This window comes from Muricauda sp. SCSIO 64092 (assembly GCF_023016285.1).
In the GTDB taxonomy this organism is placed as follows: domain Bacteria; phylum Bacteroidota; class Bacteroidia; order Flavobacteriales; family Flavobacteriaceae; genus Croceivirga.
Window position 1 is genome coordinate 3999330 of the sequence record NZ_CP095413.1, and the last position, 13788, is coordinate 4013117.

A 13788-nucleotide genomic window follows, 5' to 3' on the forward strand; every position below is an offset into this window, starting at 1 on the left:
AAAAGAATGTTATGAATAGGAGATTTTTTTGGACCTTACCCGTACTTCTGGCCTTTTTTATTTGGGCCTGCTCCTCAGATGGTACGGATGATACGAATGGAGGTGCTGATGATGATTTAGGTTTGACCGATGATGATGGGGCATCGGTAACCTTTGAAAGGGGGGTGATGTTGACCAATTGGGCCGATAATATCATAATTCCGTCCTACAATGGGTTTTTAACAGCTTTTGCCTCTTTTAAAACGGAATTTGACACCTTTCAAAATGACAGGAACGAAGCGAACTTGACCAACCTGAGACAAACTTGGATAGCTGCCTACAAAAGCTGGCAATATGTTTCCATGTTTGAAATAGGTCCTGCGGAAGAAGATGGGCTGCGATTGAACATCAATACCTATCCAACGGATTTTGAATTGATAGAAAGCCATATTGCCAGTGGATCCTACGACTTTGAACTACCTTCCAATCGGGATACCAAAGGGTTTCCTGCCCTGGATTATCTGCTCAATGGTATTGCGGATTCCGATACGGAAATTGTAGCGATCTATACGGACCCAACTACAGGTGATGCCCATATCACCTATGTTCAGGATGCGATGGACGACATTGAGACCAGGGTGACCAGTGTACGTGATGCCTGGCAAAATGGGTATCGTGATACTTTTGTGGAAAATGATGGAGCTTCGGCAACGGCTTCCGTAGATCGCTACGTAAATGATTTTATATTTTACTATGAAAAGTTTTTGAGGGCTGGCAAAATGGGTATTCCATTGGGTGTTTTTACGGGAACTGTGGCACCCCAGACCATTGAGGCCTACTATAGTGAAGGGTTGAGCAACGAGCTGTTTTTGGAAGGATTGGATGCGGTACAAGGTTTTTTTAATGGAAAACACTTTGGATCGGCTCAGACCGGGGAAAGCCTGGCGTCCTATCTCCAAAATCTAAACACGCTTAAAGACGAAGAAGCACTGGATGAGCTCATCAATGTGCAGTTCAATACGGCGCGGGATATGGTCTCTGCTTTGGGTGCCTTTAAAACTGAAATTGAAGATAGTCCCGCTGCTATGTTCCTCGCTTATGATGAAGTACAAAAAGCAGTTCCCCTTTTAAAGGTCGATATGGTTTCCGCAATGAGCATTAGCATTGATTTTGTGGATGCCGACGGTGATTAATGGCAGTACACTTTTCAAAATATATTGAACACTATACGGAGGCCGCCCCCTTGGCGGTCTTTCGTATTTTTTTTGGTGTCATGATGTTGGCCAGCATCATTCGGTTTTGGGCCTACGGTTGGATTGAAAAACTGTACCTGGAACCTGATTTTCACTTTTCGTACTATGGTTTTGAATGGATAAAACCCTTAGGAAACTGGACGTACGTCCTTTTTTTTATTTGTGGCCTGGCCGCATTTTTTATCGCATTGGGACTACGCTATAGAGTGGCCATGATTACCTTCTTTTTATCCTTCACGTACATTGAATTGATGGATAAGACCACCTATCTCAACCACTACTATTTTATAAGTCTACTGTCTTTTTTAATGATTTTCCTTCCTGCAGGAAGCTACTTTTCGCTGGACGCCAAATGGAATGAAAAGATCCGTTATCAATACATTCCCAAATGGAATGTTGATTGTATAAAGCTCTTGTTGGGCATTGTTTATTGCTATGCCGGTTTGGCAAAACTAAATTCCGATTGGCTTTTTGATGCCATGCCCTTAAAAATCTGGTTGCCCGCAAAGTTCGATATTCCCGTTATTGGTGCCCTAATGGGACGGGAATGGGTGCAATATGCCTTTAGTTGGGGGGGTGCCCTCTACGATTTGCTCATCCCATTTCTATTGTTATGGAAGCCCACCAGAAATTTCGCCTTTGTACTGGTCGTTATCTTCCATGTCCTGACAAGGATACTTTTTCCCATAGGCATGTTCCCTTACATTATGATCGTGTCGGCATTGATTTTTTTTGATGTAGGACTGCACAAAAGGATCTTAAGCATAATCGCCAGGGTTTTAAAGATCCCAACGGCTGTTTTTGACAATGGAAAACGGTGGGTACATCCCAAAAATTCCCTGAAGAGCATAAAGTACGGTATTATAATAGCCTTTTTTGTGATTCAATTCCTCTTTCCCTGGCGTTATCTGGGATATCCCGGGGAACTGTTTTGGACAGAGGAGGGTTATCGGTTTTCATGGCGGGTCATGTTGATGGAGAAATCAGGTTATGCCCAGTTCAAAATTGTGAATCAGGTCACGGGAAAATGGTTCTATGTGGACAATTCGGATTTTTTGACCCCCTTTCAGGAAAAACAGATGAGTTTTCAACCTGATTTCATTTTGGAATATGCGCATTACCTAAAACAACACTTTGAAGGGCAGGGACATGGGGATATTGCCATATACGTAGAGAGCTATGTAGCCTTAAACGGCAGATTGGGCAAACCTTTGATTGATCCCGAGGTGGATTTGACCGAGGAAAAAGAATCGTTCAAACATAAAGATTGGATTTTACCATTTGAAGATGAGATTAAGGGCATATAGTTTTTTTGTCATTTTGCTTTGTGGGCTATCCTTAGTAGGGCAAACACAAATTTCAGGAAGGGTTTTGGACCAAAATGGAAGGCCCATACTGGAAGCCGAGGTCTATTTAAAGGAACCCCAGATTTTACGGATGACGGACGAAGATGGACGCTTTTTGTTCAACGATATTTCCGGAGGAAAATATACCCTGATCGTTTTTGCCCTGGAATTCCAGGTATATGAGCGGGAGTTGCTGTTCAGTGATGCATTGGACGTTGAAATTGGGCTACAACCCATTGGGGAACAACAGCTCGATGAGGTTACCCTTACCCAGGAACGGGAGAAGGTTTTTGCACTCCAAAAACTAAAAACGGTCGAGGGTACTGCGATTTATGCCGGCAAGAAAAGTGAAGTGGTCCTGGTGGAAAACCTTACGGGAAACCTTGCTGCCAATAACCCGCGACAAATCTATAATCAAGTGGTTGGGCTCAATATCTTTGATTATGGTGATGCCGGACTACAATTGAACATAGGGGGTAGGGGATTGGATCCAAATAGGACGGCCAATTTTAACGTTCGGCAAAATGGATATGACATTAGCGCGGATGCCCTGGGCTATCCCGAAAGTTACTATACACCACCTGCCGAGGCCCTATCGGAGATACAAGTGGTGCGTGGGGCAGCATCACTGCAATATGGGCCACAATTTGGGGGATTGATCAATTTTAAGTTCAAGAAACCCCATAGGACCAAAAAAATGGAGCTGGTCTCGCGCCAAACACTGGGCTCTTTTGATTTGTTTACAAGTTTTAACAGCCTGTCGGGAACGGTTGGTAAGTTCAGTTACTACACCTATTTCAATTACAAGGAAGGAAGCGGGTTTCGGCCAAATTCCGATTTTAACAGTAGAAACTATTTTGGCCATTTTGGGTATGCGCTGTCCGATAGGACAACGCTGACCTTTGAGGCCACGGTATTGAACTATTTGGCAAAACAACCCGGAGGTCTCACGGATGTCCAATTTCTTGAAAATCCGGATTTCAGCAATCGGGACCGTAATTGGTTCAATGTGGATTGGAAGCTATATTCACTTAAATTGGATCATCGGTTCTCGCCCAAAACTGATTTTAGTCTAAATCTTTTTTCATTGGATGCTTCACGAAGGGCTTTGGGCTTCAGGACAAATAGGGTTTCCCAGCCGGACGACCCCAATGAACCCAGGGAACTATTAGTGGACAATTTTCAGAACTGGGGAGCAGAGGCACGGGTATTGACCCGTTATCAGTTAGGGGGTAAAAATGCGGTTTTACTGTTGGGTACAAAATATTATCAGACCAACAACGATCAGCGGCAGGGACCGGGAAGTACGGCTTCGGATGCCGATTTTTCCTTTGCCGATGGGGATTTTCCGAATTACGAGCGCCAATCGCAATTCGAATTCCCAAACTTGAATTTGGCCTTCTTTGGAGAAAACATTTTTTCAATAACGGATAAATTCTCCATCACTCCCGGTTTCCGATTTGAATATATCAAAACGGAAAGCGAAGGAAGTTTTCGAAACATTGTGTTGGACCTGGCCGGTAATCCCTTGCTCAATGAGGAAGTGGAAGATAACAGAACCTTTGAACGGAGCTTTTTGTTGATGGGTATCGGGGCTTCGTACAAGGCATCGGCTTCCATGGAGGTATATGCCAATTTTTCCCAGAATTATCGTTCGGTTACTTTTAACGATATACGTGTAGTGAATCCAAGTTTTCAAATAGACCCCAACATATCGGATGAAGACGGCTTTACCGCCGATCTTGGGATCCGGGGGAGGTTCAATGACTTGATTTCCTACGATATCAGCACTTTTGGATTGCTATACGACGAGAGATTGGGAGAGATTTTGAGGAACGAAACACGGATAAACGCGGCAGGGGAGGAAGTGGAGACAGGACGAGTGGTACGGTTCCGGGGAAATATAGGTACCGCTTTCATTTACGGTCTGGAAACCTTTGGTGATGTAAACTTGTCCAACCTCATATTTCCGTCATTGGATAAGCTGAAGCTAAATTACTTTGTAAATCTAGCGTGGACCAATTCTGAATATACACAATCCAATCAGGTTAATGTTGAAGGAAACCAAGTGGAATTCATCCCAGAGATCAATCTAAAGACCGGACTGAATTTTGGATATGGGAATTTCCTGGGAAGCCTACAATACACCTATATTTCAGAACAGTTCACGGATGCTACCAATGCTCCACAGGACGTAAACGATAATCAACGGGGTATAGAAGGGACCATACCTTCATACGATATCATGGATTTATCGTTTTCCTATACCTGGAAAAAGCTAAAACTGGAAACGGGGATCAATAACCTATTGGACAATTCGTATTTTACCCGTCGGGCAACTGGGTATCCCGGTCCTGGAATCATCCCTGCCGAACCAAGGACTTTTTATACTACCTTACAGCTCAAACTGTAGCAACCTAAAAAATGAAACTTGTAAAACGAATTTTAGTCGGATTGTTGATAGCATTGGTACTCCTTCAGTTCTGGAGGCCCGAAAAAAACGTATCCACTGAAAATGTGGTGGCCGATTTTGAGGCCCAAACACAACCTTCCAATGAAGTCGCCCTAATTCTGGAGCAAAAATGCTATGATTGCCATAGCAACAATACGGTCTATCCCTGGTATGCCGAAGTGGCTCCCATTTCCCTGTGGATCGATGGTCATATCGAAGAAGGTAGGGAACATTTCAATGTTTCGGATTGGGCTTCATGGGATTTGGAAAAGAAGGACCACAAAATGGATGAACTCGTCGAAGAAGTGGAAGAAGGACACATGCCAGAGGATTCCTATACCTGGATGCATGGCAAACTATCCCAGGAAGAGAAGGAAATGTTGATGGCTTGGGGGAGGAAGGTACGGACGGAATTGGCCGAGTAGTGGCCGGATGACCCCGATCAAATCATTCAGTTTTCCATAAAGGCGTAGTCAATATCCGCAGTACCGAGCAATTGAAACGTCTTTTTTTGGGTCAGTAGTTGTTTCAGTTCCTCCAACTCTTGCGCGTTGATCAAAATCATAAGGTGATTGGTGTTTGTGGGAATGGGTATTTTCCTCTGATGTAGGGAATCGCTTAACTCCGTTTCCCAATAACCTACATCCAGTTGATCTAAGTAGGTGACGAATTTTTCCAATTCCCATTCGTACAACTCAAAACAAAGGTTATTGAATGCAAAATGAAACAACTTGCTGTGATGACAAAAACTCAATGTCCCGTTTTTGGTCCGGTTGAGTATGCTTTGGGATGGACACATGGCTATTATTTTATTCAAAAATAAGATTATTTAGAATTATTATAAATAAAATTGGCTTAAAATTACCATAATTCCGGTGCTTTCCTTTGAACCGCGAATTTGTGGTATATTTGCACGCAATTAATCCTTAATTGCTATGGAATTCCACCAAAATAAGATAGTAGGGGAAGGCCTCACCTACGACGATGTCCTTTTAGTTCCAGCTTATTCGCAAGTTCTACCCAGGGAAGTGAGCATCATCTCAAAATTTACCAGGAACATTTCCATAAATGTTCCCGTGGTATCTGCTGCCATGGATACGGTTACGGAATCAAAAATGGCGATTGCCATGGCAAGGGAAGGGGGCATTGGTGTGTTGCACAAAAACATGACCATGGCCCAGCAGGCTGCTAAAGTGCGGAAGGTAAAACGGGCTGAAAGTGGAATGATATTGGATCCGGTGACACTGCCCTTGAACGCTCAGGTGAAGGACGCGAAAGCCAGTATGAAAGAACATAGCATTGGGGGAATTCCCATTGTGGATGACAAAGGAAAGCTTGTAGGTATTGTGACCAATCGTGATTTGCGTTTTGAACGCAATAATGACCGACCGATCACGGAGGTAATGACTTCAGAAAACCTGGTTACCGCGGATGTGGGCACTACCTTGACCGAAGCGGAGGATATTTTACAGGAAAACAAAATAGAAAAACTCCCGGTGGTGGATAAGGACAATACCCTGGTGGGATTAATAACCTTTAGGGACATTACCAAATTAACCCAAAAGCCCATCGCAAATAAGGACAAATATGGCCGTTTAAGGGTTGCTGCTGCCATTGGGGTAACCCCCGATGCCGTTGATAGGGCTGGTGCCTTGGTCAAGGCCGGTGTGGACGCCATTGTTATTGATACGGCGCATGGCCATACCAAAGGGGTGGTGAACACACTTAAGGAGGTAAAGACCCAATATCCTGAACTGGATGTGATTGTTGGCAATATCGCTACCGCAGAAGCCGCCCGTTATTTGGCGGAGGCAGGTGCGGATGCGGTGAAGGTAGGAATAGGACCTGGCTCCATTTGCACAACCCGTGTGGTGGCTGGGGTTGGATTTCCCCAATTTTCGGCAGTGCTGGAAGTGGCATCGGCATTAAAGGGTACTGGAATTCCGGTCATTGCAGATGGCGGGGTGCGCTACACCGGGGATATCCCAAAAGCCATTGCCGCCGGCGCGGATACCGTGATGTTGGGATCTTTGCTTGCGGGAACAAAGGAATCTCCGGGAGAAACCATTATCTACGAAGGCCGTAAGTTCAAAAGCTATCGAGGCATGGGTTCGGTTGAAGCCATGAAGGAAGGCAGCAAAGATCGCTATTTCCAAGATGTGGAGGACGATATCAAAAAACTGGTTCCGGAAGGCATTGTAGGCCGTGTTCCCTACAAGGGGGATTTATATGAAAGTATGCACCAGTTCATTGGAGGACTAAGGGCAGGAATGGGTTACTGTGGTGCCAAGGATATCAATGCGTTACAGGAAAATGGTCGCTTTGTCAAAATCACCGCAAGTGGTATCAAGGAGAGTCATCCCCATGATGTAACGATTACCAAGGAAAGTCCAAATTACAGTAGGTAGGGTTTGCTATATTTACAATATAGGAGCGATGTGCCCATAAAGGAAAAACCCTGATTCCGTATTTAGCACTGGGAATGGTTTAAATTTAGTGGTAGGTCAAGGCCAATTGCTATTTTCCGACCCCGGCATAACTTTTCCAGTCCTGTTCTTTATAGATATCCTCCCCAAAATAACGGGCAATCTGCAGGAAAGGGTCAACTTTCTGATATCCCGGTACCGGGGAAAGCATTTTCATATTTTCATCCAAAAAGACAACGGTGGGATAACTTAGGCGATTTTGCAATAGGGCAGCGGCCAGTTCGTGGTACCCCCTGCGTCCGGAGGGGACATAATTGAAGGTCCTTCCATCGAATTCTATGGGTTCCTTGCCCTCAGCATTGAATTTGACCATATAAAAGTTCTCCTGCATATAGGCGGCTACCTCAGGATTTTGAAAAGTGTCCTTATCCATTTTTTTACACCAACCACACCAATCCGTATAAACATCAATGAAAACCTTTTTGGTATTTCCTTCGTTTTTGGTCATTGCCACGGCATCCTCAAAAGACATCCAATGGATTTCCTGGGCCGAGATGGTGGTGGCCACTAGTAGGCATAGTGTCAATACAATTGTTCGCATAGTCAAGATTTTGGCATTTTAGTCTTAAGACCGTATCAAAACTAACGAAAATTATGCCAATTTATTTCTGAACGACGGCCTGCGGCAAAGGATTGAACAAATCTTTAACATCGACTTGATTTTTAAGGATATCATCAAAGGTCTCCCTTTCCCGGATCAAGTGTGCTTCTCCCTGGTACCAAAGCACTTCGGCAGGCCGGTACCTCGAGTTGTAGTTACTGGCCATGGTAAAACAGTACGCACCCGCATTTTTAAAGGCCAAAATATCACCTTCGGCTATTTCGTTTATTCTGCGGTTATTTCCAAAGGTATCCGTTTCGCAGATGTAGCCGACAACGGAATAGTACCGTTCCCGGCCCTTCGGATTTGAGATGTTCACAATCTCGTGCTTGGCACCGTAGAGCATGGGACGTATCAAATGGTTGAAACCGGAATCCACTTGGGCAAAGACCGTTGAAGTGGTTTGTTTTACTACATTCACCTTGGTCAAAAAATAACCGGCTTCACTGACCAAAAACTTTCCTGGCTCAAAGGCCAAGGTCAATGGTTGGCCATATTCCTCGCAAAACTGATTGAATCTTTTGGACAGTTTCTTGCCCAACTCTTCAACATTGGTCTGTATGTCCCCTTCTTTGTAGGGCACCTTAAATCCGCTCCCAAAATCAATAAATTCCAAGCCTTTGAAGTTCTTTGCCGTTTCAAAGAGGATTTCGGAAGCATAAAGAAAAACGTCAATGTCCAAAATATCACTTCCTGTGTGCATATGGATACCATTGATTTTCATATTGGTCAATTCCACAATTCGCAACAAATGGGGGATTTGATGGATACTTATACCAAATTTGGAATCAATATGCCCGACGGATATGTTGGAATTGCCACCTGCCATGACATGCGGATTAATTCGGATGCAAACGGGCACATCGGGATGTTTGGCACCAAATTGTTCCAAAATGGAGAGATTATCAATATTGATTTGGACACCTAAAGCAGCGGCTTCCTCAATCTCTTCCAAGGAAACCCCATTTGGTGTATAAATTATGGATTCAGGTCGAAACCCCGCCATTAGGCCCAGATTCACTTCCTGTATCGATACGGTGTCCAACCCACTTCCCAGACTATTCATTAAGCGCAGGATGGAAATATTGGAAAGGGCCTTTGCGGCGTAATTCAGCCGAAGGCTCTGCACATCCTTAAAAGCACTTGTTAAACGTTGGTATTGGGCGGAAATCTTTTCAGCATCATAAACGTATACCGGGGCACCATAAGTCTTGGCAATGGAAACTAAGTGATTGGGTTTCATATCTCAATTTTGTTCAAAGCTAAAATAATGGCCTTTGCAGTACAAAATTTAGCATTCTGAATATAAATTTATAACGTTTTGTTGTAAAAATAACAACAAATGATAGTTGTAGCTTATCCACCGACTGCTTATTTTTAGAAAAAAGAATTTTTATGAAACTTCCTCTTTTTCCTTTACAGTCCGTTTTTTTTCCTGGAGAAACTGTTCCACTCCACATTTTTGAGGAGCGTTACAAACAACTGATCAATGATTGCAGGGACGAAGCCATAACTTTTGGTATTCCCGTTTTCATTAATAACACCGTAGAATATGGAACCGAAGTACAGTTGGTTGAAGTAGTAAACACCTATGATTCCGGGGAAATGGATGTGGTCTGTGTGGCACGACAGGTATTTAAGATATTAACGTTTGACAACGAGATGGAAGGTAAACAATATGCGGGCGGCATTGTGGAATTCCTGGACTCCAATAATGATGCGGAACTTTCCCTAAGGCAAGAAGTGTACGATAAGATGAAAAAGCTTTATGATCTGATGTCCGTACAATTTCCGTCCATTCCGTTGGATAAATTCAATAGCTATGCTTTTGGTCATAAAATGGGTCTTTCCTTTGAGCAGGAGTACGACCTGTTAAAGCTGTCCAATGAGACCCAACGTTTACAGTATATCGCAACGCATTTGGATACCACCACCACCGTTTTGGAACAAATCAACCGGACCAAAGCGGTCATAGAGATGAACGGTCACTTTAAAAATTTCGACCCTTTGGATTTCAAGGATTTTAAGGTAAACTAGCCAGATTTCCTTCCAAAACCCAAACAGTTTCTAAATCTTTGTTTTTAATTATTAATTAAGGTAGCTGTTTCCTATTTTTGTGGCCTTAATTTAACAAATGGACCTATGAACCTTCATGAATATCAGGGTAAAGAGATTTTGGCAAGTTTTGGTGTACGCGTACAGCGCGGAATAGTTGCCCATAATGCTAAAGAAGCCGTAAGCGCCGCAAAGCAATTGACCCAGGAAACGGGAACGGGATGGCACGTTATCAAAGCTCAGGTACATGCTGGAGGTCGTGGGAAAGGTGGCGGCGTAAAGTTGGCCAAAAACCTAAAAGAAGTTGAAGAACTGGCCGGTAACATCATTGGGATGAACTTGGTGACCCCACAAACCTCTGCCGAAGGGAAAAAGGTACATCAGGTTTTGGTGGCGGAAGACGTATATTATCCCGGTGATAGTGAAACCAGCGAGTTCTATATGTCGGTTTTATTGAACCGCGGTACTGGTAGGAATATGATCATGTATTCCACGGAAGGGGGTATGGATATTGAAGAAGTGGCGGAGAAGACACCACATCTGATTTTTACCGAGGAGGTAGATCCTGCTACGGGACTATTGCCCTTTCAAGCCAGGAAGATTGCATTTAACCTGGGGTTGTCCGGAGCGGCATTCAAGGAAATGGTAAGGTTTGTTTCCTCGTTGTACAAGGCGTACCGGGAAAGTGATGCAAGCCTTTTTGAGATCAATCCCGTTTTAAAGACTTCGGATGATAAAATAATGGCCGTTGATGCCAAGGTCACTATTGATGACAATTCCCTTTACAGAAGAAAGGCCTATGCGGAAATGAGGGATTTGAGGGAAGAGAATGCCATTGAAGTGGAAGCCAGGGCCGTTGGGTTGAATTATGTGGATTTGGACGGTAATGTGGGCTGTATGGTCAATGGTGCAGGTTTGGCAATGGCTACCATGGATTTAATTAAAATGGCAGGTGGTGAACCCGCAAACTTTTTGGACGTGGGCGGAACGGCCGATGCCAAAAGGGTGGAGGAAGCTTTTCGAATCATTCTGAAGGATGCCAACGTAAAGGCTATCCTCATCAATATCTTTGGTGGAATCGTTCGTTGTGATCGAGTGGCACAAGGTGTTGTTGATGCCTACAAAAACATGGGGGATTCCATACAAGTGCCTATTATCGTAAGGCTTCAAGGGACCAATGCGGAGCTGGCCAAGGAAATTATCGACAGTTCAGGTTTGGCCGTACATTCTGCGGTCCAGTTCCAAGAGGCTGCGGATAAGGTAAAGGAGGTACTGTCCTAGGAACCCACAATAATCAATAAGATCAAAGGAGGCCAATTGGCCTCCTTTTTTTGTTTGCTCAAAACTTTCCTTAAACGGGGGCCAATCATAAAAAGGAGTTAAACTATTGGGATCGTGTAACATAAATGGGGAATATCCCATCTTTTATTTAAAGTCATCAATCATTTTATCAATCTTAAAACAATCTGTCATGAAAAAAAGAAGTGTGCTTTCCGCTGTAGCAATCCTATGTTGCGTATTGCTTGTTTCCGCCAATGAACCAAAAATTGTCACTCCTGAAAAATCCACCTCACAACAATTGGAAGAAATCCTTTCAGGGACTGCAATAGATGCCGACAAAAAAGATGCTATGGCCCGAGTCCTGTTTACCATCAATTCAGAGGGGAAAATCGAAATTATGGAAATCAGTTCCAAGAGGAAAGATTTAAGATGGTTTCTCAATAGGAAACTAAAGGGGAAAAAGTTGGAAGTTTCCGAAGATACTTATGGGGAAGTATTTGTTGTAAATGTCCGCGTTACTTCCTAATTCAAATTCGTATGTGAACAGTGGGGTAATGTTTTTCTAACATTGCCCCATTTTCGATTTCGCTATGATATATCCTTTTGGATGAACAATGGAAGTGGATACGTGCCTTTTTTTTAATATTCCCTAAGATTTTTGGATTTTTTAATACGACCTTTTAAGGCATGGGTGAGGGGAAGGTAAAATCCCAAAATTTTAAATCAAGGTTATCAAAATTAAATATGCATTAAATTGATAGGGACGGTTACCTTGGACGGAACAATAGAAGTAATTTTGAATCGACAAAAGAAAAGTGGTCGTTTTCATAAAATTGTATTAAAACCATGATTTAGTGTAACATTATCATTTTTCACACGTCTTTTTGACACATTCATCAAATCTATCAATCTCAAAAACGAAATCATCATGAGAAAATCCAGTTTGTTTTTTGCCATTGCATTGTTTATCGTTGGAACCTTATCCGCTACCCCTACGGAAGACCTGGAACCGACAAAGAAATTATCCTATCAAATCCTTAAAATGTTGGAAACCAACTCTTTTGATATTAAAGACGACATGGTTGCCGATGTACGCTTTACAATCAACAAAGAGGGTGAGATTGTGGTATTGTCGGTTGATACCGAAGTTGAGGTATTGGAAAACTTTGTAAAAGCACGATTGAACTATCAAAAGGTGGAATTGGAAAACGCTAGGGAAGGGCAATTGTACACCGTTCCCATACGAATTACAGTCTAAGAAACTGTGATTATCTGAGTTAGTTATGGAAATCCTGGGAATCCCCAGGATTTTTTCGTTATACGAAATGGCCTTTTAAACAGTTATTATAGTATAAATCCAAACCATGAATTCCTACCAAGAAAAGTTGAGCATTCTCAGTGAGCTTATTGCATTTGCCCGGGTGGACTATAAAATGAAAGATGATGAATACGACTTTTTATTAAGTGTGGCCAATTTAATGGAGGTCAAAAAGTCATCTTTGGATGATCTTCTTAAGAATAAGACCGAAATATCCATTCCCAGAACGCAAACCGACCGTATAGTTCAATTCCACCGATTATTGCTCATGATGAACATTGATAATGAGCAACATAAAAAGGAAATAGAAAAACTACATAATATTGGATTATGGATGGGCCTCCCGCCCTCTGCCATCTCCCAAGTTTTGGAAGTCATGCACCAATACCCCAATAAGGCGGTGCCCCCTAAAGTACTACTGGACATTTTTAGGGCCCACTACAACTAATATGCCATTATGACATTTTCACGTACAGTAAAACTGCCATAAAGGCAGTTTTCTGCTACTGGTATAGCTTTTGTCCAATACCTGATGAGTTTAATTTTAAAAAGCGATTACCATGTTAACTAAAAGAAACAATTTGATATTACCAAGTTTGATGAATGATTTCTTCAAGCCAGATTGGTTTGGGGGAATGGATACGTTTGCCAACGTCCCCGCTGTGAATATTAGGGAAAACGAAAGGGATTTTATGTTGGAATTGGCAATTCCTGGTTTTAAAAAGGAAGATTTTAACATAGAAATAGACAACGAAGTCCTTACCATTTCATCCAATACTAAAGCGGAGCATACCACTAAGGAAGAAAATTATACAAGAAGGGAATTTTCAATTTCTGCATTCAGGCGTGCGTTCACCTTGCCTGAAACTGTGGACACGGATAAAATCGATGCTGTTTATGAAGCTGGGGTTTTAAAAGTGACCCTTCCTAAAAAAGAGGAGGCGTTGCCCAAACCAAAACGTCTCATTGAAATAGGATAAGAATTTATGGCACCAACAAAAGGTGTTTCATAAGGTT

At 42.8% G+C, this 13788-nt stretch carries 14 protein-coding genes; 11 read left to right on the forward strand and 3 right to left on the reverse strand.

The window, feature by feature from the left end; translation table 11 throughout:
- Positions 1 to 11: 11 nt before the first annotated feature.
- Genes L0P88_RS16775 through L0P88_RS16790 form a run of 4 tightly spaced genes read left to right on the forward strand, consistent with a single transcriptional unit; the run spans position 12 to position 5455 of the window.
- The gene (locus tag L0P88_RS16775; RefSeq protein ID WP_247131073.1) at positions 12 to 1172 is read left to right on the forward strand and encodes an imelysin family protein; all 1161 of its coding nucleotides are present in this window, start codon (positions 12 to 14) and stop codon (positions 1170 to 1172) included.
- The gene (locus tag L0P88_RS16780; protein ID WP_247131074.1) at positions 1172 to 2539 is read left to right on the forward strand and encodes an HTTM domain-containing protein; all 1368 of its coding nucleotides are present in this window, start codon (positions 1172 to 1174) and stop codon (positions 2537 to 2539) included. The genes L0P88_RS16775 and L0P88_RS16780 overlap by 1 nt, the downstream gene beginning before the upstream one ends.
- Positions 2520 to 4991 (forward strand): TonB-dependent receptor domain-containing protein, encoded by a 2472-nt coding sequence (locus L0P88_RS16785; protein WP_247131075.1) that lies wholly within the window; start codon positions 2520 to 2522, stop codon positions 4989 to 4991. Before L0P88_RS16780 ends, L0P88_RS16785 begins: the two co-directional genes overlap by 20 nt.
- Positions 4992 to 5002: 11 nt before the next feature.
- A complete protein-coding gene (locus L0P88_RS16790; protein WP_247131076.1) occupies positions 5003 to 5455 on the forward strand; it encodes a heme-binding domain-containing protein in 453 nt (150 codons plus the stop codon).
- Positions 5456 to 5481: 26 nt separating this feature from the next.
- Here the strand turns inward: L0P88_RS16790 and L0P88_RS16795 are convergent, their stop codons facing one another.
- On the reverse strand, positions 5482 to 5847 hold the full coding sequence (locus L0P88_RS16795; protein ID WP_247131077.1) for a DUF6686 family protein: 366 nt from the start codon (positions 5845 to 5847) through the stop codon (positions 5482 to 5484).
- 118 nt (positions 5848 to 5965) lie between these two features.
- Between L0P88_RS16795 and guaB the strand changes: the two genes are divergently transcribed.
- Positions 5966 to 7438, forward strand: coding sequence for an IMP dehydrogenase (gene guaB / locus L0P88_RS16800; protein ID WP_247131078.1), 1473 nt, complete (start codon positions 5966 to 5968; stop codon positions 7436 to 7438).
- Positions 7439 to 7547: 109 nt separating this feature from the next.
- On the opposite strand, the gene L0P88_RS16805 is transcribed toward guaB, so the two are convergent.
- Positions 7548 to 8057, reverse strand: coding sequence for a thioredoxin family protein (locus L0P88_RS16805; RefSeq protein ID WP_247131079.1), 510 nt, complete (start codon positions 8055 to 8057; stop codon positions 7548 to 7550).
- 61 nt (positions 8058 to 8118) lie between these two features.
- Positions 8119 to 9360, reverse strand: a complete 1242-nt coding sequence (lysA, locus tag L0P88_RS16810) for a diaminopimelate decarboxylase (protein ID WP_247131080.1) — start codon at positions 9358 to 9360, stop codon at positions 8119 to 8121.
- Between the two features lie 152 nt (positions 9361 to 9512).
- Here lysA and L0P88_RS16815 point away from each other — a divergent pair, with 152 nt between their 5' ends.
- The 6 genes from L0P88_RS16815 to L0P88_RS16840 all read left to right on the forward strand — a co-directional run bounded on the left by L0P88_RS16815 (position 9513) and on the right by L0P88_RS16840 (position 13751).
- Positions 9513 to 10154 (forward strand): LON peptidase substrate-binding domain-containing protein, encoded by a 642-nt coding sequence (locus L0P88_RS16815; RefSeq protein ID WP_247131081.1) that lies wholly within the window; start codon positions 9513 to 9515, stop codon positions 10152 to 10154.
- Between the two features lie 105 nt (positions 10155 to 10259).
- Entirely contained in the window at positions 10260 to 11453 is a 1194-nt protein-coding gene (gene sucC / locus L0P88_RS16820; RefSeq protein WP_247131082.1) for an ADP-forming succinate--CoA ligase subunit beta, read from the forward strand.
- Positions 11454 to 11643: 190 nt separating this feature from the next.
- Positions 11644 to 11979: a hypothetical protein gene (locus L0P88_RS16825; protein ID WP_247131083.1), complete on the forward strand. Its 336-nt coding sequence runs from the start codon at positions 11644 to 11646 to the stop codon at positions 11977 to 11979.
- 402 nt (positions 11980 to 12381) lie between these two features.
- Positions 12382 to 12711: a hypothetical protein gene (locus L0P88_RS16830; RefSeq protein ID WP_247131084.1), complete on the forward strand. Its 330-nt coding sequence runs from the start codon at positions 12382 to 12384 to the stop codon at positions 12709 to 12711.
- A 106-nt stretch (positions 12712 to 12817) separates the two neighbouring features.
- The gene (locus tag L0P88_RS16835) at positions 12818 to 13219 is read left to right on the forward strand and encodes a TerB family tellurite resistance protein (RefSeq protein ID WP_247131085.1); all 402 of its coding nucleotides are present in this window, start codon (positions 12818 to 12820) and stop codon (positions 13217 to 13219) included.
- Positions 13220 to 13331: 112 nt separating this feature from the next.
- Positions 13332 to 13751, forward strand: a complete 420-nt coding sequence (locus L0P88_RS16840; RefSeq protein ID WP_247131086.1) for an Hsp20/alpha crystallin family protein — start codon at positions 13332 to 13334, stop codon at positions 13749 to 13751.
- Positions 13752 to 13788: the final 37 nt, after the last annotated feature.